Below are 15,528 nucleotides of genomic sequence, written 5' to 3' on the forward strand. Positions count from 1 at the left end.
CACAATTTCATGTTAATAATCCAAAATAATTTCTATAAAATTTCACATTTTGATAACATAATTGGAAAGACTTACAATAGTGGCACATAAACTATCAAGAGCATAAAAAAACCACACTATTTTTTCACTAACCTCATTTGAAAAATATGGGTTTTCGAAAATTACTGTATCTGCACTCGCCAAATCTTGTTCGTTTGAAGACATAAATTGCAATAACGCCATGAACATATATTTAAGGTATGAACATAATAGATGCGTTTTGCGAGTCTTGTGAAAAGAAGAAATCTCCTGTCCTGTTATGTGGTATTGAATTTGGCAACTCTCTTTCCATGGAAGTTTAAAAGGGGTATTTTCACAGGCATAATTTCATGGATTGTAAACGGCCACGAAAATAATCCTCGCACTATTTGAATTATATTGAAATATCACTACATTTGCAGCCCCAAAAAAGGGGCTTTTTTAATTTTTAAAAGGTTTTTAATGCCAACAATTTCACAATTAGTACGAAAAGGAAGGGCCACAATTACCAAGAAGAGTAAATCGGCTGCTTTGGATTCGTGCCCCCAACGTCGGGGAGTGTGTACCCGTGTATACACCACTACGCCGAAGAAACCAAACTCTGCGATGCGAAAAGTCGCAAGGGTAAGGTTGACCAACGGCAAAGAGGTGAATGCGTACATTCCCGGTGAGGGCCACAACCTCCAAGAGCACTCGATAGTATTGGTTAGAGGCGGAAGGGTGAAAGATTTGCCAGGTGTTCGTTACCACATTGTTCGCGGCGCACTCGACACTGCCGGTGTCGCAGGCCGTACACAACGTAGGTCAAAATACGGTGCAAAACAACCCAAAAAGTAAAAGTAGAGTTCGATGAGAAAAAAACAGGCAAAGAAAAGACCGTTGTTGCCAGACCCAAGGTTCAACGACCAGTTGGTGACAAGGTTTGTCAATATGATGATGTGGGACGGAAAGAAATCCGTCGCCTTCAAAATTTTCTACGATGCCATTGATATCGTGGAAGAGAAAAAGACTGACGATGAAAAAACTGGGGTCGAGCTTTGGAAGGATGCCCTCTCAAATGTCATGCCGCACGTAGAGGTACGTAGCCGACGTGTAGGTGGGGCGACTTTCCAGATTCCAATGCAGATTCGTCCTGACCGTAAAATTTCAACCGCTATGAAATGGTTGATTTCTTTCTCTAGAAAGCGTAACGAAAAATCAATGGCCCAAAAATTGGCCGCTGAGATTTTGGCCGCTGCAAAAGAAGAGGGTGCTGCGGTAAAGAAACGTGTCGATACCCACAAAATGGCAGAGGCCAACAAAGCATTCTCCCACTTTAGATTTTAATTGACAAATGGCAAGAGATTTAAAATACACAAGAAATATAGGGATTGCTGCGCATATCGATGCCGGTAAGACCACCACTACAGAGCGCATCCTTTTTTATACCGGGGTGAGCCACAAGATTGGTGAGGTACATGATGGTGCCGCTACCATGGATTGGATGGAACAAGAGCAAGAGCGCGGTATCACCATTACTTCTGCCGCTACAACCTGTAGCTGGACATTCCCCATGGAAAACGCAAAGCCCCTCCCAGAATCAAAAGATTACCACTTTAATATTATTGACACTCCCGGGCACGTTGACTTTACCGTTGAGGTGAACCGTTCTCTTCGTGTTTTGGACGGATTGGTGTTTTTGTTCAGCGCCGTTGATGGCGTTGAGCCCCAGTCAGAGACCAACTGGAGGTTGGCCGATAACTATAAGGTACCACGAATGGGTTTTGTCAACAAGATGGACCGTCAGGGCTCTAACTTTTTGGCCGTTTGCCAGCAGGTGAAAGATATGTTGAAGTCGAATGCCGTACCAATCGTATTGCCCATTGGTGATGAGGCCGATTTTAAAGGTATTGTAGACTTGGTGAAGAACCGCGCCATTGTATGGCATGAAGATAACTTTGGTTCTACATTTGACGTTGTTGATATTCCGGCAGAGATGGAAGCTGAGGTTAAAGAGTATCGTGCCGCTTTGATTGAGGCAGTGGCGGAATACGATGAAAATTTGATGGAGAAATTCTTTGAGGATGAAAACTCCATCACCGAAGAGGAAATCCATGCTGCGCTCCGTGCTGCGGTGATGGATATGAGCATCATTCCAATGATTTGCGGTTCTGCCTTTAAAAATAAAGGGGTTCAATTCTTATTGGATGCTGTATGTCGATATCTTCCTTCTCCATTGGATAAGGATGCCATTGTTGGTGAAAACCCAAACACAGGTGAAGAAATTGCCCGTAAGCCAGATCCCAAAGAACCATTTGCAGCCCTGGCATTCAAGATTGCTACGGACCCTTTTGTGGGCCGTTTGGCTTTCTTTAGGGCCTATTCGGGCAAATTGGATGCCGGTTCGTATGTATTGAACAACCGTTCAGGCAACAAAGAACGTATTTCAAGAATCTATCAGATGCACTCGAACAAGCAAAATGCCATTGAAAGCATTGCTGCGGGTGATATTGGTGCTGCGGTAGGATTTAAAGACATCAAAACGGGTGACACACTCTCAGACGAGAAGCATCCGATTGTTCTGGAAAGTATGGTCTTTCCAGATCCAGTAATCGGTATTGCCGTGGAGCCTAAAACCAAGGCAGACGTTGATAAATTGGGCATGGCTTTGGCCAAATTGGCCGAAGAAGATCCAACCTTCCAAGTGAAAACTGATGAGGCTTCAGGCCAGACCATTATTTCGGGTATGGGCGAGCTTCATTTAGATATCATCGTTGACCGTTTGAGACGTGAATTCAAGGTAGAAGTAAACCAAGGGCAACCTCAAGTTGAGTACAAAGAGGCATTGACAGCCACTGCAAACCATAGAGAGGTCTACAAGAAGCAGACCGGTGGTCGTGGTAAATTTGCTGATATCGTATTTGTTATGGAGCCTGTTGAAGATGCCGAAAAGCAAGGTCTGGAATTTGTCAACGAAATCAAGGGAGGTAACATTCCCAAAGAATATATACCATCCGTAGAAAAAGGATTTAAAGAGGCCATGAAAAATGGGCCTTTGGCTGGATTCGAGATGGATTCGATGAAAATCACCCTTAAGGATGGTTCATTCCACCCCGTGGATTCTGATTCGCTTTCGTTCGAATTGGCGGCTAAATTGGGGTATAAAGAAGCTGCAAAAGCTGCCCGTGCCGTCTTGATGGAGCCTATCATGAAGTTGGAAGTTCTGACCCCAGAAGAAAACATGGGTGATATCGTTGGTGACTTGAACAGAAGAAGAGGCCAGGTCAACAATATGGACGACCGTGCAGGTTCAAAAGTTATCAAGGCCGATGTGCCACTTTCTGAGATGTTCGGTTATGTAACATCATTGCGTACATTGAGCTCAGGTCGTGCAACATCAACGATGGAATTCTCGCACTATGCAGAAACACCATCGAACATTGCCGAAGAGGTCATCAAGGCAGCTAAAGGAGTAACGGTTTAATTTCAGAGAGATGAGTCAAAAAATTAGGATAAAGTTAAAGTCTTACGACCATAATTTGGTGGACAAGTCTGCTGAGAAAATCGTAAAGACAGTCAAGACAACAGGTGCCGTGGTAACAGGTCCAATCCCTTTGCCGACGCACAAAAAGATATTTACGGTTTTACGTTCACCACACGTGAACAAGAAATCTAGAGAGCAATTTCAGCTGAGTTCATACAAGCGTTTGCTCGATATTTACAGTTCTTCTTCAAAAACCATTGATGCTTTGATGAAATTAGAGCTTCCGAGTGGTGTAGAAGTCGAAATAAAAGTGTAAATTTGCACGCCCTTACGAGAAGGGGCTAACATGTCCTGAGCTGCGAGCGAAGGAAAAACGGGAAAAAGAAAACTATCTGGGTCACAGAATATTTTCTTTGACCCAATTTTTTTGCCAAGAAATTGGCGGTTGAAATAAAGAAAAAAAAGTTAATGTAGACGAACGGCGATAGTCTAAAATCTACCGTCTGACGTCTTAAATCTAAGAAAATGTCTGGGTTAATAGGAAAAAAAATCGGCATGACCAGCATCTTTGATGAGAATGGAAAGAACATTCCATGTACCGTCATCGAGGCAGGGCCATGCGTGGTTACCCAAGTCAGAACCGAAGAGGTAGACGGGTACAGTGCCCTTCAGCTCGGTTTCGATGACAAGGCAGAAAAACGTACTGGCAAGGCCGAGATGGGCCATTTCAAAAAAGCCGGTGTCGCGCCAAAGAAGAAAGTCGTTGAGTTCCGAGATTTTGAAGGAGAATACAAATTGGGCGACACTGTTGGTGTTGACCTTTTTGTTGAAGGAGAATTTGTTGATGTCGTAGGTACATCAAAAGGTAAAGGCTTTCAAGGTGTGGTAAAACGCCATGGCTTTGGTGGGGTTGGCCAAGCAACGCATGGGCAGCACAACAGACTTCGTGCCCCAGGTTCCATCGGTGCGGCTTCAACGCCTTCAAGAGTTTTCAAGGGAATGAAAATGGCGGGTAGAATGGGCAACGAACGCGTTACCGTTCAGAACCTTCGCGTGTTGAAGGTGGTTCCTGAGAAAAACATCTTGGTTGTAAAGGGAGCTGTTCCTGGTCACAAAAACGCTTACGTAACCGTAGAAAAGTAGGGGGATGAAATTAGCTGTATTAGATAGTAAAGGAAAAGAAACAGGCAGAAAGGTCGATCTTTCTGACGATGTTTTCGCTATAGAGCCCAACGAGCACGCCATCTATTTGGATGTCAAACAATATTTGGCACACCAGAGACAGGGTACGCACAAGTCTAAAGAACGTGCTGAAATTGTTGGAAGCACGCGAAAGATTAAAAAGCAGAAAGGTACAGGTACAGCACGTGCCGGTAGTATCAAGTCTCCAATTTTTAAAGGTGGAGGACGAATTTTTGGTCCAAGACCCAAAGACTACACTCAAAAGTTGAACAAAAACGTCAAGCGTTTGGCAAGAAAATCAGCATTGAGTTTAAAGTCAAAGGAAAAGGAATTGATGGTTGTTGAAGACTTCAATTTTGATGCTCCAAAGACAAAAGATTTTGTCAATGTTCTCAAGTCATTGGGACTCGAAAATAAAAAGTCATTGTTCGTGTTGGGAGACACTAGCAATAATGTATATTTGTCGTCGCGTAATTTGAAAGGTTATGAGGTTATAACCAATTCAGAATTAAACACTTACAAGATTTTAAACGCTAAAAGTGTAGTCTTGTTTGAGGGCGCGGTAGAAGAAATTCAGTCGAACCTAAGTAAATAGTTTCAAAATGGGTGTGTTGATCAAACCAATCATTACTGAAAAAATGACCGCTGATAGCGAGCTTTTCAATCGCTATGGTTTTTATGTTGACCCAAAGGCCAACAAATTGCAAATCAAAGATGCGGTCGAGGCAACTTATGGTGTGACTGTTGAGAAAGTGCGAACAATGAACTATGGCCCAAGCCGTAGAACGCGCTATACCAAGACAGGTATACAGCACGGCAAGACCAACGCCTTGAAAAAGGCGATAGTAGATGTGGCCGAAGGCGATGTAATCGATTTTTACAGTAATCTATAAAGACAAATAATGTCAGTTAGAAAATTAAAACCGATAACCCCGGGACAGCGTTTTAGAGTAGTCAATGGATTTGACGCATTGACTGCTGACAAGCCGGAGAAAAGCTTGCTTGCTCCGTTAAAAAAGACCGGTGGTAGAAACAGTCAAGGAAAAATGACCATGCGCCATAGAGGTGGTGGTCACAAAAGAAGGTACCGTATCATTGATTTCAAAAGAGATAAGCAAGATGTTGCTGCCGAGGTGAAATCAATCCAGTACGATCCGAACCGAAGCGCATTTATCGCTTTGGTAGAATATAAAGATGGTGAAAAACGATACATCATCGCCCAAAATGGATTGCAGGTAGGCCAAAAGGTAATTGCAGGTGAAAAGGCGGCCCCAGAAATTGGTAACGCAATGCCTTTGAGCCAGATTCCTTTGGGTACTATCATCTCATGTATTGAGTTGCGTCCTGGTCAAGGTGCCGTCATGGCACGTAGTGCGGGTACTTTTGCACAGTTGATGGCAAAAGATGGCAAGTTCGTCACGATTAAGTTGCCTTCGGGTGAAACGCGAATGGTTTTGGCCAACTGTATGGCCACTATCGGTGCAGTTTCCAACTCTGACCACCAGTTGTTGGTGTCCGGTAAAGCGGGTCGAAGCAGATGGTTGGGCAGAAGGCCAAGAACCAGACCTGTGGCGATGAACCCTGTCGATCACCCCATGGGTGGTGGTGAGGGTAGAGCTTCCGGAGGTCACCCAAGGTCTAAGAACGGTATTCCTGCCAAAGGATTCAGAACCCGTTCTCGTACCAAAGACAGTAATAAATATATCGTAGAACGTAAAAAGAAATAACAGTACATGGCACGTTCATTAAAAAAAGGACCTTACGTTCATCACAGTTTAGAGAAAAAAGTCCAGCAGAATGTTGAAAGCGGAAAGAAATCCGTCATCAAGACATGGTCAAGGGCTTCAATGATAACCCCTGATTTTGTGGGGCAGACCATTGCGGTACATAACGGCAGGCAATTTGTTCCTGTATACGTCACCGAAAATATGGTAGGCCACAAATTGGGCGAATTTTCACCAACGCGTTCCTTCCGTGGGCACGCTGGTGCTAAAAACAAAGGCAAAAAGTAGTAAGCTATGGGAGTTCGAAAAAGACAAATGGCTGAAAGAATCAAGGCAGAGAAGAAAGAGATGGCTTTTGCCAAACTGAACAACTGCCCGACATCACCGCGAAAAATGCGTTTGGTGGCCGACTTGATTCGTGGCAAGCAAATTGAAATGGCACTGGCCATTCTTCGCTTTAACCAAAAGGAAGCTTCCAGAAGATTGGAAAAGCTATTGCTTTCTGCCATTGCCAATTGGGAAGCAAAGAACGAAGATGCCAACATTGAGGATGCCGATCTTTTTATAAAGGAAATCCGAGTAGATGGCGGCACCATGCTAAAAAGATTGCGACCTGCACCACAGGGCCGTGCACATAGAATCAGAAAGCGCTCAAACCATGTGACCTTGGTGTTGGGTGCCAACAATAACGTAGAAAGCTAAAAAGGAATATGGGACAAAAAACCAATCCGATAGGTAATCGTTTAGGAATCATCAGGGGATGGGAGTCCAACTGGTATGGCGGTGACGATTACGGAGATAAGTTGGCAGAGGATGATAAGATCAGAAAGTACATCCACGCCCGTTTGGCAAAAGCCAGTGTCTCACGAGTCATCATTGAGCGAACGCTCAAACTCATCACCATCACGATAACTACGGCTCGCCCCGGTATTATTATCGGTAAGGGAGGCCAAGAAGTTGACAAGCTGAAAGAAGAGTTGAAGAAAATCACCAATAAGGAGGTTCAAATCAACATCCACGAAATTAAAAGACCAGAATTGGATGCCAATCTGGTCGCGGCCAGTGTCGCACGACAGATTGAGAGCAGAATCTCATATCGCCGCGCCATCAAAATGGCAATCGCTGCCGCCATGCGAATGAATGCCGAGGGTATCAAAATTCAGATTTCAGGCCGTTTGAACGGTGCTGAGATGGCACGTTCAGAATCGTATAAAGAAGGAAGAATTCCACTTTCGACCTTCAGGGCTGATGTTGACTATGCGATGACCGAAGCCCACACTACCTATGGAAGATTGGGTGTGAAAGTATGGATCATGAAGGGCGAGGTCTATGGCAAGCGTGAGCTTTCTCCATTGGTCGGTCTTTCAAAAGGCGGTTCCAAAGGTGGAAAACAAGACGGTGGCAAAAGACAACGTCGCAGAAAGTAATTTGAAAAGGTAGAACAAGATGTTACAGCCGAAAAGAACAAAATTTCGTAAAGCCCAGAAAGGGCGCATGAAGGGTAACTCACAAAGAGGGCACCAACTATCAAATGGTATGTTCGGTATCAAGTCTTTGGATTCACACTTCATCACATCACGTCAGATTGAAGCTGCGCGTATCGCCGCTACACGATATATGAAAAGGCAAGGGCAGTTATGGATAAAGATTTTCCCAGACAAGCCCATCACAAAAAAGCCTCTAGAGGTGCGTATGGGTAAGGGTAAAGGTGCTCCCGAATATTTCGTTGCCGTGGTAAAACCCGGCAGAATCATGTTCGAGGTGGCAGGTGTACCTTACGATATTGCCAAAGAAGCATTGCGATTGGCAGCCCAAAAACTGCCGGTAAAAACAAAATTTGTAGTCGCTAGAGATTACGAGGCATAAACTGATACGAGATGAAACAAGCAGAGATAAAAGAACTATCGGTTGAAGAGCTTCAGCAAAAATTGGCTGAGTTGAAAAAAGAATATGCTGATTTGAAAATGGCCCACGCGGTCACACCATTGGAAAACCCAATGCAGATCAGAAGCACAAGAAGAACAGTCGCAAGATTGGCAACAGAGTTAACTAAAAGGGAACAAGAATAACGGATTCTGCCTTATGGAAGAAAACATCACAAGAAATTTAAGAAAAGAAAGAATCGGGGTTGTGACCAGCAGCAAGATGGAAAAATCCATCGTCGTTTCTGAGGTGAAGCGTGTGAAGCATCCCATGTACGGTAAATTCGTTTTGAAGACCAAAAAGTACGTTGCCCACGATGAGAAAAACGACTGCAACGAAGGTGATACCGTAAAAATTATGGAAACCCGACCTATGAGCAAGACAAAGTGCTGGCGATTGGTCGAAATCCTAGAAAGAGCTAAATAATCATGTTACAGCAAGAGTCAAGATTAAAAGTTGCGGATAATACAGGTGCCAAAGAGGTACTGACCATTCGCGTACTCGGGGGAACAAAAAGAAGGTATGCATCCATTGGTGACAAGATTGTGGTCACCGTAAAAGAGGCTACACCGAATGGTACCATCAAAAAAGGGGCCGTCTCAACCGCTGTGGTGGTCAGAACCAAGAAAGAGGTGAGAAGACCTGACGGTTCTTACATCCGATTTGATGATAATGCCTGTGTGCTGTTGAACCCCACTGGCGAAATGCGTGGAACCCGTGTTTTTGGCCCTGTGGCAAGAGAGTTGCGTGACAAACAGTTTATGAAGATAGTCTCATTGGCACCTGAAGTGCTTTAATTGAATGATGATGACAAAATTGAAGATAAAGACAGGAGATACCGTAAGGGTGATTGCAGGTGACCATAAAGGTGCCGAGGGCAAGATTCTACGTATCGACCGCGAGAAAAACAAAGCTATTGTTGAGGGCTCGAATGTGGTAAAGAAGCATGAGAAGCCAAGTGCACAGAATCCTCAAGGTGGCATAGTAGAGAAAGAAGCGCCCATTCATGTTTCAAACCTTTCGTTGATCGACCCCAAATCGGGTGATGCAACAAGGGTCGGTTTCGAAATCAAGGATGGCAAAAAAGTACGAGTTGCCAAAAAATCTGGAGAATTACTATAGTTATGAGCTACATTCCAAGATTAAAGAAAGAATATCAAGAGCGTGTGACAAAAGCACTTACAGATGAGTTCGGTTACAAGAACATCATGCAGGTGCCCAAGCTTCAAAAGATTGTGGTGAGCCGAGGTGTCGGTGCCGCAGTTGCCGATAAAAAGTTGATTGACCACGCCGTGGATGAGTTGACCAATATTACAGGTCAAAAGGCTATCGCCACCCTTTCAAAGAAGGATGTTGCATCCTTTAAATTGCGTAAAGGGATGCCCATTGGGGCCAAAGTGACCCTTAGAGGTGAGCGCATGTACGAGTTTTTAGATCGATTGATTACAACAGCCTTGCCAAGGGTACGTGACTTTCAAGGGGTTCGTGCCACTGGGTTTGATGGTCGAGGAAACTATAATCTCGGTATCACCGAGCAAATTATCTTTCCTGAAATCAATATTGATAAGATAAACAGAATCAACGGTATGGATATCACCTTTGTGACATCTGCTGAAACCGATAAAGAAGCAAAATCATTGTTAAGCGAATTGGGATTACCCTTCAAAAAGAATTAAGATGGCCAAAGAATCAATGAAAGCCCGTGAACGAAAAAGGGCAAAAATGGTAGCCAAGTATGCTGAAAAGCGTAAAGCTTTGAAAGAAGCCGGTGATTATGAGGCTTTGCAAAAGTTGCCTAAAAATGCATCGCCAGTGCGTATGCGCAATCGATGCAAGTTGACGGGAAGACCAAGGGGATACATGAGAAATTTTGGTATCTCAAGGGTAACTTTTCGTGAAATGGCCAATCAGGGATTGATTCCAGGGGTGAAAAAAGCAAGTTGGTAACCGAATTAAAGAATTGAAGAGATGTTAACAGATCCAATTTCAGATTATTTGACCAGAATTCGAAATGCCAGCAGGGCAGGTCATCGGGTGGTAGATATTCCTGCTTCCAACTTGAAGAAAGAGATGACCAAGATTTTGTTCGACCAAGGCTACATATTGAGCTATAAGTTTGAAGATGAGACTGCTCAAGGCAATATCAAAATCGCCTTGAAGTATGACAAGATCACCAAAGAACCGGTCATCAAAAAGCTGCAGCGTGTCAGTAAACCCGGTCTGAGAAAATATACAGGCGCAGGCAAAGTACCCCGCGTATTGAACGGTTTGGGCATTGCAATTGTCTCAACATCGCATGGTGTCATGACAAGCAAGCGGGCCAAGCAAGAAAATGTAGGTGGCGAAGTATTGTGCTACGTATACTAAAAAGAAAAGTGTAAAAAATGTCTAGAATAGGTAACAATCCAGTTTCAGTTCCAGAAGGGGTGACCGTCGAAATCAATGACAATGTGGTCACCGTGAAAGGTAAGTTGGGCGAATTGACCCAAGAGATTACCGATGTTGACGTGAAATTGGAAGAAGGCAATGTAGTGGTTTCAAGACCATCAGAATCTAAAGACCATAAATCAAAGCACGGTCTATACAGGGCATTGATTGCCAATATGGTAGAGGGTGTTTCCAAAGGATGGACCAAAGAGTTGGAGTTGGTAGGTGTCGGTTACCGTGCATCAAACCAAGGCCAAAAGTTGGATCTTGCCCTCGGATTTTCACACAATATCGTGATGAATATCGCTCCCGAGGTCAAAATTGAAACGGTATCTGAGAAAGGTAAAAATCCTATTGTGAAGTTGACCTCACATGACAAGCAATTGGTAGGTCAAGTGGCGGCAAAAATCCGTTCCTTCCGCAAGCCGGAACCCTATAAAGGAAAAGGAATCAAGTTTGTCGGTGAACAAATTAGAAGAAAAGCAGGTAAATCAGCTTAATACGTAAGAAATGGCATTATCTAAAAGTGAAAGAAAACTACGTATAAGAAGAAGAATCAGAAAGGTGTCTGAGGGCACTGAGGCCAGACCACGTTTGGCCGTCTTTCGTAGCAGTAAAGAAATTTATGCCCAATTGATTGACGATGTCAATGGGGTGACTTTGGCGGCAGCTTCTTCCAGAGACAAAGATCTTGATGCAAAAGGCACCAAGACAGAAGTGGCCAATGCAGTGGGCAAGGCCATAGCAGCGAAAGCCAAAAAGGCTGGTATAGAAGCCGTTGCTTTTGACCGCGGTGGAAATTTATATCACGGTCGTATAAAATCATTGGCAGAAGGTGCCAGAGAAGCAGGACTTAAATTCTAAATCGATATGTACGGGAAATACAAAAATGTAGAATTGGTAAAACCAGGTGGTTTAGAATTGAAAGACCGTCTTGTTGGTGTGCAACGTGTGACCAAAGTGACCAAAGGTGGTCGTGCCTTTGGGTTTTCGGCCATCGTTGTCGTTGGTGATGAAAACGGTGTTGTGGGTCACGGACTGGGCAAATCAAAAGAAGTGGCCACTGCAATTGCAAAAGCCATTGAAGACGCCAAAAAGAATTTGGTGCGCATCCCTTTGAGCAAGGGTACGTTACCGCACGAACAAAAAGGAAAATACGGGGGAGCACGTGTTTATATTCAACCTGCTTCACAGGGTACTGGGGTCATCGCCGGTGGTGCGGTACGCGCCGTGTTGGAAGCTGTTGGGGTACACGATGTACTTTCAAAGTCACAGGGCTCCTCAAATCCGCACAACGTGGTGAAGGCAACTTTTGACGCATTATTGCAATTGCGTGATGCAGGCATGGTGGCCAAGCAACGAGGTGTCAGTTTAGAAAAAGTTTTTAAAGGATAGTCTGATGGGGAAAATCAAGGTAAAGCAAGTAAGAAGTGCTATCAAAAGGCCACAAGACCAAAAGAGAACATTGGTAGCATTGGGTTTGGGAAAAATTGGAAAAGTCGTTGAACACGATGATACCCCCAACATCCTTGGAATGATAAATAAAGTAAAACACTTGGTTTCCACAGAGGAAGCTTAAATGACCAAATAGAATGGATTTAGGTAGTTTAAAACCAGCAGAAGGTTCAAGAAATAGACCAGGCAAGCGTGTCGGTAGGGGCGAAGGTTCCGGTAAAGGAGGAACTTCTACCCGTGGACACAAAGGTGCCAAGTCGCGTTCTGGCTATTCGAAAAAGATTGGTTTCGAGGGCGGTCAAATGCCATTGCAGCGCCGTGTGCCAAAATTCGGTTTCAACAACAGAAATCGTACTGAATATCTAGGTGTCAACTTAGATAAGTTACAGTACTTGGTTGATGAAAAAGGCGTGAAAGGTGAAGTGACCTTTGAAACCTTGATTGAGAACCGTATGGCCCGCAAGAACGATTTGGTAAAGATTTTGGGTGGTGGTGAGTTGAAGGCAAAGCTGAAGGTTTCTGCCCACAAATTTAGTGCTTCTGCAAAAGAGGCTATTGAAAAAGCAGGTGGTGAGGCGATAACGCTATAACAAAGCTAGCATGAAGAAATTTATTGAGACCATATCAAATATTTGGAAAATCGAAGAGCTCAGAAGACGTATTCTGGTGACTTTGGGCTTGCTGTTGGTGTACCGTTTTGGTGCCCAGGTAGTGCTTCCAGGTATTGATACCACTCAATTGGCTGAACTGACCTCAAATACCGAACAAGGTATTTTGGGGCTTTTGAATGCATTCACCGGCGGCGCATTTGCAAATGCTTCGGTTTTTGCATTGGGAATCATGCCCTACATCTCTGCATCGATTGTGGTGCAGTTGATGAGCATTGCGATTCCGTATTTGCAAAAGCTGGATAAAGAAGGAGAAAGTGGGCGAAAGACCAAAAACCAGATCACACGTTGGCTGACCATCGGTATCTGTATCGTTCAGGCTCCTGCTTACCTCTATGGATTGGAAGCCTTGGGGGTTCCCAATAGCGCATTTATCCTTGGTAAAGGGTTGGATTTTATCATTCCGGCAGTGATTATTTTGGTCACAGGCTGCGTTTTTGCGATGTGGTTGGGTGAAAAGATTACCGATAAAGGTATCGGTAACGGTATTTCCCTTTTGATTATGATTGGGATCATCGCCACAATGCCACAGTCGTTCGTTCAAGAATTTATTGCAAGAACGACCAACAATACGGGTGGACTCATGTTCATCTTGATTGAGTTGATTGTATGGTTCTTGGTGATTTTGGCCAGTGTACTTTTGGTCATGGCCGTACGTCAGATTCCTGTGCAGTATGCCAGAAGAAGTGCTTCCGGCGGCTATGAAAAGAACATTATGGGCTCACGACAGTACATTCCCTTAAAGCTGAATGCTTCTGGGGTAATGCCCATCATCTTTGCCCAGGCCATCATGTTTGCACCTAGCTTGATCGGTAGAACCTTTAATAATACTGCTGTAGGTCAGTGGATGGAGGTAAATTTTGCTGATATCTTCGGATTGTGGTACAATATATTGTTTGGAATTTTGATTATCATTTTCACCTATTTCTATACCGCCATTACCGTTCCCACGAACAAGATGGCAGATGATTTGAAACGAAGCGGTGGATTCATTCCCGGTATTCGACCAGGCAAGGAGACAGGTGACTATTTGGATAAGATCATGTCGTTGATCACCTTTCCAGGTTCCATTTTCTTGGCAGCGTTGGCAGTATTGCCCGCGGTTGTTGTCAAGTTGATGGATGTACAGGCAGGATGGGCCCTATTTTACGGCGGTACCTCACTGCTCATCATGGTAGGGGTGGCCATTGATACGGTTCAACAAGTGAACTCGTATTTATTGAACAGACATTACGATGGTCTTATGAAGACCGGAAAAAATAGAAAAGTAGCGTAAGCTAAGTTAAAAGTGAATGGTTAATAGTTAATGGTTGCAAATTTGGATTGATCATCACTATTAACAATTAACTAATAACAAATAACTAAAATATGGCAAAACAGCCACCAATAGAACAAGACGGAACAATTATAGAGGCATTGTCAAATGCCATGTTTCGTGTAGAATTGGAAAACGGTCACATCGTTACGGCCCATATTTCGGGTAAAATGCGCATGCATTACATCAAATTGCTTCCCGGTGACAAAGTGAAGCTTGAGATGAGTCCGTATGATTTGACCAAAGCAAGAATTACATATAGATACTAAGTAAGATGAAACGAAAATGAATTTTTTTAATCAAAAGTTGCACGTAGTGCAGTGATTAAAATAAATTCATGAGAGAACGAGTGCAACAAGTGGTTGCAAGGGTTCTTAAATTTTTAAATAGCTTTTACAGCAAGTTAAAAATTTTAAACACATGAAAGTTAGAGCATCCATAAAGAAAAGAAGTGCAGAGTGCAAGATTGTCCGCAGAAAGGGCAGATTGTACGTGATCAACAAGAAGAATCCTAGATTTAAACAAAGACAAGGGTAATTATGGCAAGAATCGCAGGGGTAGACATCCCCAAACAAAAGCGCGGCGTAATTTCATTGACCTATATCTACGGTATCGGCAAGAGCAGGGCCAAAGAGATTTTGGATAAGGCTGGTGTCGATGAGGGCATTAAAGTTTCAGATTGGAACGATGACCAAATCGGTAAGATACGTGATGCAGTGGGTGATTACACCATTGAGGGAGAGCTACGCTCAGAAACACAATTGAACATCAAGCGATTGATGGACATCGGTTGTTACCGCGGTATACGCCACCGTTCAGGATTGCCTTTGAGAGGTCAACGTACCAAGAACAACTCGAGAACAAGAAAAGGTAAGCGTAAAACTGTTGCCAACAAGAAAAAGGCGACTAAATAATAGCTAGAGCATAATGGCAAAAGCAAACACAAAAACGTCAAAGACGACCAAAAAGCGCAAAGTTGTGGTCGATGCCACGGGTGAAGCACATATTGTGGCCTCATTCAACAACATCATCATCTCTTTGACCAACAAGAACGGTGATGTGATTTCATGGTCATCGGCGGGTAAAATGGGTTTTAGGGGCTCTAAAAAGAACACCCCTTACGCAGCTCAGGTTGCCGCTGAAGAATGTGCGAAAACAGCAATGGAGGCCGGTCTGAAAAAAGTCAAGGTCTATGTCAAAGGTCCGGGCAACGGTCGTGAATCTGCAATTCGTACCATTCACAATTCTGGTATAGAGGTGACCGAGATCATCGATGTGACCCCAATGCCGCACAACGGATGCCGACCACCCAAAAGAAGAAGAGTTTAATCAATAACAACCTTTTCTCTGCGC

Annotated in this window: 29 protein-coding genes; all 29 read left to right on the top strand. The window is 43.8% G+C overall.

Features of this window, described 5'->3' with window-relative positions; genetic code table 11:
• Positions 1 to 480 precede the first annotated feature (480 nt).
• The 29 genes from rpsL to rpsK all read left to right on the top strand — a co-directional run bounded on the left by rpsL (position 481) and on the right by rpsK (position 15,504).
• The gene (gene rpsL, locus AAAH86_RS00365) at positions 481 to 855 is read left to right on the top strand and encodes a 30S ribosomal protein S12 (protein ID WP_045801201.1); all 375 of its coding nucleotides are present in this window, start codon (positions 481 to 483) and stop codon (positions 853 to 855) included.
• Positions 856 to 867: 12 nt separating this feature from the next.
• Complete coding sequence (gene rpsG / locus AAAH86_RS00370) at positions 868 to 1,344, top strand: 30S ribosomal protein S7 (RefSeq protein ID WP_343485509.1); 477 nt, start codon at positions 868 to 870, stop codon at positions 1,342 to 1,344.
• 7 nt (positions 1,345 to 1,351) lie between these two features.
• Positions 1,352 to 3,481 carry an elongation factor G gene (fusA, locus tag AAAH86_RS00375; protein WP_343485510.1) on the top strand — a complete coding sequence of 710 codons (2,130 nt, stop codon included), beginning with the start codon at positions 1,352 to 1,354 and terminating at the stop codon, positions 3,479 to 3,481.
• Between the two features lie 10 nt (positions 3,482 to 3,491).
• Positions 3,492 to 3,797 (top strand): 30S ribosomal protein S10, encoded by a 306-nt coding sequence (gene rpsJ / locus AAAH86_RS00380; protein WP_007094989.1) that lies wholly within the window; start codon positions 3,492 to 3,494, stop codon positions 3,795 to 3,797.
• A gap of 209 nt (positions 3,798 to 4,006) precedes the next feature.
• Positions 4,007 to 4,624, top strand: a complete 618-nt coding sequence (gene rplC / locus AAAH86_RS00385) for a 50S ribosomal protein L3 (RefSeq protein ID WP_343485511.1) — start codon at positions 4,007 to 4,009, stop codon at positions 4,622 to 4,624.
• 4 nt (positions 4,625 to 4,628) lie between these two features.
• On the top strand, positions 4,629 to 5,258 hold the full coding sequence (rplD, locus tag AAAH86_RS00390; protein WP_343485512.1) for a 50S ribosomal protein L4: 630 nt from the start codon (positions 4,629 to 4,631) through the stop codon (positions 5,256 to 5,258).
• 7 nt (positions 5,259 to 5,265) lie between these two features.
• On the top strand, positions 5,266 to 5,556 hold the full coding sequence (gene rplW / locus AAAH86_RS00395; protein WP_343485513.1) for a 50S ribosomal protein L23: 291 nt from the start codon (positions 5,266 to 5,268) through the stop codon (positions 5,554 to 5,556).
• Between the two features lie 9 nt (positions 5,557 to 5,565).
• Positions 5,566 to 6,390 carry a 50S ribosomal protein L2 gene (gene rplB / locus AAAH86_RS00400; RefSeq protein WP_343485514.1) on the top strand — a complete coding sequence of 275 codons (825 nt, stop codon included), beginning with the start codon at positions 5,566 to 5,568 and terminating at the stop codon, positions 6,388 to 6,390.
• 6 nt (positions 6,391 to 6,396) lie between these two features.
• Complete coding sequence (rpsS, locus tag AAAH86_RS00405; protein ID WP_339143656.1) at positions 6,397 to 6,675, top strand: 30S ribosomal protein S19; 279 nt, start codon at positions 6,397 to 6,399, stop codon at positions 6,673 to 6,675.
• 6 nt (positions 6,676 to 6,681) lie between these two features.
• Positions 6,682 to 7,089 carry a 50S ribosomal protein L22 gene (gene rplV, locus AAAH86_RS00410; RefSeq protein ID WP_343485515.1) on the top strand — a complete coding sequence of 136 codons (408 nt, stop codon included), beginning with the start codon at positions 6,682 to 6,684 and terminating at the stop codon, positions 7,087 to 7,089.
• 8 nt (positions 7,090 to 7,097) lie between these two features.
• Entirely contained in the window at positions 7,098 to 7,814 is a 717-nt protein-coding gene (gene rpsC / locus AAAH86_RS00415; RefSeq protein ID WP_343485516.1) for a 30S ribosomal protein S3, read from the top strand.
• 19 nt (positions 7,815 to 7,833) lie between these two features.
• The gene (gene rplP, locus AAAH86_RS00420; protein ID WP_343485517.1) at positions 7,834 to 8,253 is read left to right on the top strand and encodes a 50S ribosomal protein L16; all 420 of its coding nucleotides are present in this window, start codon (positions 7,834 to 7,836) and stop codon (positions 8,251 to 8,253) included.
• 11 nt (positions 8,254 to 8,264) lie between these two features.
• The gene (gene rpmC / locus AAAH86_RS00425; RefSeq protein WP_343485518.1) at positions 8,265 to 8,456 is read left to right on the top strand and encodes a 50S ribosomal protein L29; all 192 of its coding nucleotides are present in this window, start codon (positions 8,265 to 8,267) and stop codon (positions 8,454 to 8,456) included.
• 13 nt (positions 8,457 to 8,469) lie between these two features.
• A complete protein-coding gene (gene rpsQ / locus AAAH86_RS00430; RefSeq protein ID WP_343485519.1) occupies positions 8,470 to 8,736 on the top strand; it encodes a 30S ribosomal protein S17 in 267 nt (88 codons plus the stop codon).
• Between the two features lie 2 nt (positions 8,737 to 8,738).
• Complete coding sequence (gene rplN / locus AAAH86_RS00435; RefSeq protein WP_343485520.1) at positions 8,739 to 9,107, top strand: 50S ribosomal protein L14; 369 nt, start codon at positions 8,739 to 8,741, stop codon at positions 9,105 to 9,107.
• Positions 9,108 to 9,117: 10 nt separating this feature from the next.
• Entirely contained in the window at positions 9,118 to 9,432 is a 315-nt protein-coding gene (gene rplX, locus AAAH86_RS00440) for a 50S ribosomal protein L24 (RefSeq protein WP_343486806.1), read from the top strand.
• Between the two features lie 2 nt (positions 9,433 to 9,434).
• Positions 9,435 to 9,986 (top strand): 50S ribosomal protein L5, encoded by a 552-nt coding sequence (gene rplE, locus AAAH86_RS00445; RefSeq protein ID WP_343485521.1) that lies wholly within the window; start codon positions 9,435 to 9,437, stop codon positions 9,984 to 9,986.
• Between the two features lies 1 nt (position 9,987).
• Entirely contained in the window at positions 9,988 to 10,257 is a 270-nt protein-coding gene (gene rpsN, locus AAAH86_RS00450; RefSeq protein ID WP_105000071.1) for a 30S ribosomal protein S14, read from the top strand.
• A 21-nt stretch (positions 10,258 to 10,278) separates the two neighbouring features.
• A complete protein-coding gene (rpsH, locus tag AAAH86_RS00455; RefSeq protein WP_343485522.1) occupies positions 10,279 to 10,677 on the top strand; it encodes a 30S ribosomal protein S8 in 399 nt (132 codons plus the stop codon).
• A 17-nt stretch (positions 10,678 to 10,694) separates the two neighbouring features.
• Entirely contained in the window at positions 10,695 to 11,237 is a 543-nt protein-coding gene (gene rplF, locus AAAH86_RS00460) for a 50S ribosomal protein L6 (protein ID WP_343485523.1), read from the top strand.
• 10 nt (positions 11,238 to 11,247) lie between these two features.
• A complete protein-coding gene (gene rplR, locus AAAH86_RS00465; protein WP_343485524.1) occupies positions 11,248 to 11,601 on the top strand; it encodes a 50S ribosomal protein L18 in 354 nt (117 codons plus the stop codon).
• 6 nt (positions 11,602 to 11,607) lie between these two features.
• Positions 11,608 to 12,132, top strand: coding sequence for a 30S ribosomal protein S5 (rpsE, locus tag AAAH86_RS00470; protein WP_343485525.1), 525 nt, complete (start codon positions 11,608 to 11,610; stop codon positions 12,130 to 12,132).
• A gap of 4 nt (positions 12,133 to 12,136) precedes the next feature.
• Positions 12,137 to 12,316 (top strand): 50S ribosomal protein L30, encoded by a 180-nt coding sequence (gene rpmD, locus AAAH86_RS00475; protein ID WP_343485526.1) that lies wholly within the window; start codon positions 12,137 to 12,139, stop codon positions 12,314 to 12,316.
• A gap of 13 nt (positions 12,317 to 12,329) precedes the next feature.
• The gene (gene rplO, locus AAAH86_RS00480) at positions 12,330 to 12,782 is read left to right on the top strand and encodes a 50S ribosomal protein L15 (RefSeq protein ID WP_343485527.1); all 453 of its coding nucleotides are present in this window, start codon (positions 12,330 to 12,332) and stop codon (positions 12,780 to 12,782) included.
• A 10-nt stretch (positions 12,783 to 12,792) separates the two neighbouring features.
• Entirely contained in the window at positions 12,793 to 14,136 is a 1,344-nt protein-coding gene (gene secY / locus AAAH86_RS00485) for a preprotein translocase subunit SecY (RefSeq protein WP_343485528.1), read from the top strand.
• A 92-nt stretch (positions 14,137 to 14,228) separates the two neighbouring features.
• On the top strand, positions 14,229 to 14,444 hold the full coding sequence (gene infA, locus AAAH86_RS00490) for a translation initiation factor IF-1 (RefSeq protein WP_045801177.1): 216 nt from the start codon (positions 14,229 to 14,231) through the stop codon (positions 14,442 to 14,444).
• 151 nt (positions 14,445 to 14,595) lie between these two features.
• Positions 14,596 to 14,712 (top strand): type B 50S ribosomal protein L36, encoded by a 117-nt coding sequence (gene ykgO, locus AAAH86_RS00495; protein ID WP_013621733.1) that lies wholly within the window; start codon positions 14,596 to 14,598, stop codon positions 14,710 to 14,712.
• A gap of 2 nt (positions 14,713 to 14,714) precedes the next feature.
• The gene (rpsM, locus tag AAAH86_RS00500) at positions 14,715 to 15,089 is read left to right on the top strand and encodes a 30S ribosomal protein S13 (protein ID WP_343485529.1); all 375 of its coding nucleotides are present in this window, start codon (positions 14,715 to 14,717) and stop codon (positions 15,087 to 15,089) included.
• A 13-nt stretch (positions 15,090 to 15,102) separates the two neighbouring features.
• A complete protein-coding gene (gene rpsK / locus AAAH86_RS00505) occupies positions 15,103 to 15,504 on the top strand; it encodes a 30S ribosomal protein S11 (RefSeq protein WP_343485530.1) in 402 nt (133 codons plus the stop codon).
• The last annotated feature ends 24 nt before the right edge of the window (positions 15,505 to 15,528 follow it).

The sequence above is a fragment of the Allomuricauda sp. d1 genome (genome assembly GCF_039592695.1).
In the GTDB taxonomy this organism is placed as follows: domain Bacteria; phylum Bacteroidota; class Bacteroidia; order Flavobacteriales; family Flavobacteriaceae; genus Flagellimonas_A.

Coding starts and splice junctions, on each gene's coding strand:
- rpsL (WP_045801201.1), top strand. CDS start 481: ATGCCAACAATTTCACAATTAGTACGAAAAGGAAGGGCCACAATTACC.
- rpsG (WP_343485509.1), top strand. CDS start 868: ATGAGAAAAAAACAGGCAAAGAAAAGACCGTTGTTGCCAGACCCAAGG.
- fusA (WP_343485510.1), top strand. CDS start 1,352: ATGGCAAGAGATTTAAAATACACAAGAAATATAGGGATTGCTGCGCAT.
- rpsJ (WP_007094989.1), top strand. CDS start 3,492: ATGAGTCAAAAAATTAGGATAAAGTTAAAGTCTTACGACCATAATTTG.
- rplC (WP_343485511.1), top strand. CDS start 4,007: ATGTCTGGGTTAATAGGAAAAAAAATCGGCATGACCAGCATCTTTGAT.
- rplD (WP_343485512.1), top strand. CDS start 4,629: ATGAAATTAGCTGTATTAGATAGTAAAGGAAAAGAAACAGGCAGAAAG.
- rplW (WP_343485513.1), top strand. CDS start 5,266: ATGGGTGTGTTGATCAAACCAATCATTACTGAAAAAATGACCGCTGAT.
- rplB (WP_343485514.1), top strand. CDS start 5,566: ATGTCAGTTAGAAAATTAAAACCGATAACCCCGGGACAGCGTTTTAGA.
- rpsS (WP_339143656.1), top strand. CDS start 6,397: ATGGCACGTTCATTAAAAAAAGGACCTTACGTTCATCACAGTTTAGAG.
- rplV (WP_343485515.1), top strand. CDS start 6,682: ATGGGAGTTCGAAAAAGACAAATGGCTGAAAGAATCAAGGCAGAGAAG.
- rpsC (WP_343485516.1), top strand. CDS start 7,098: ATGGGACAAAAAACCAATCCGATAGGTAATCGTTTAGGAATCATCAGG.
- rplP (WP_343485517.1), top strand. CDS start 7,834: ATGTTACAGCCGAAAAGAACAAAATTTCGTAAAGCCCAGAAAGGGCGC.
- rpmC (WP_343485518.1), top strand. CDS start 8,265: ATGAAACAAGCAGAGATAAAAGAACTATCGGTTGAAGAGCTTCAGCAA.
- rpsQ (WP_343485519.1), top strand. CDS start 8,470: ATGGAAGAAAACATCACAAGAAATTTAAGAAAAGAAAGAATCGGGGTT.
- rplN (WP_343485520.1), top strand. CDS start 8,739: ATGTTACAGCAAGAGTCAAGATTAAAAGTTGCGGATAATACAGGTGCC.
- rplX (WP_343486806.1), top strand. CDS start 9,118: ATGACAAAATTGAAGATAAAGACAGGAGATACCGTAAGGGTGATTGCA.
- rplE (WP_343485521.1), top strand. CDS start 9,435: ATGAGCTACATTCCAAGATTAAAGAAAGAATATCAAGAGCGTGTGACA.
- rpsN (WP_105000071.1), top strand. CDS start 9,988: ATGGCCAAAGAATCAATGAAAGCCCGTGAACGAAAAAGGGCAAAAATG.
- rpsH (WP_343485522.1), top strand. CDS start 10,279: ATGTTAACAGATCCAATTTCAGATTATTTGACCAGAATTCGAAATGCC.
- rplF (WP_343485523.1), top strand. CDS start 10,695: ATGTCTAGAATAGGTAACAATCCAGTTTCAGTTCCAGAAGGGGTGACC.
- rplR (WP_343485524.1), top strand. CDS start 11,248: ATGGCATTATCTAAAAGTGAAAGAAAACTACGTATAAGAAGAAGAATC.
- rpsE (WP_343485525.1), top strand. CDS start 11,608: ATGTACGGGAAATACAAAAATGTAGAATTGGTAAAACCAGGTGGTTTA.
- rpmD (WP_343485526.1), top strand. CDS start 12,137: ATGGGGAAAATCAAGGTAAAGCAAGTAAGAAGTGCTATCAAAAGGCCA.
- rplO (WP_343485527.1), top strand. CDS start 12,330: ATGGATTTAGGTAGTTTAAAACCAGCAGAAGGTTCAAGAAATAGACCA.
- secY (WP_343485528.1), top strand. CDS start 12,793: ATGAAGAAATTTATTGAGACCATATCAAATATTTGGAAAATCGAAGAG.
- infA (WP_045801177.1), top strand. CDS start 14,229: ATGGCAAAACAGCCACCAATAGAACAAGACGGAACAATTATAGAGGCA.
- ykgO (WP_013621733.1), top strand. CDS start 14,596: ATGAAAGTTAGAGCATCCATAAAGAAAAGAAGTGCAGAGTGCAAGATT.
- rpsM (WP_343485529.1), top strand. CDS start 14,715: ATGGCAAGAATCGCAGGGGTAGACATCCCCAAACAAAAGCGCGGCGTA.
- rpsK (WP_343485530.1), top strand. CDS start 15,103: ATGGCAAAAGCAAACACAAAAACGTCAAAGACGACCAAAAAGCGCAAA.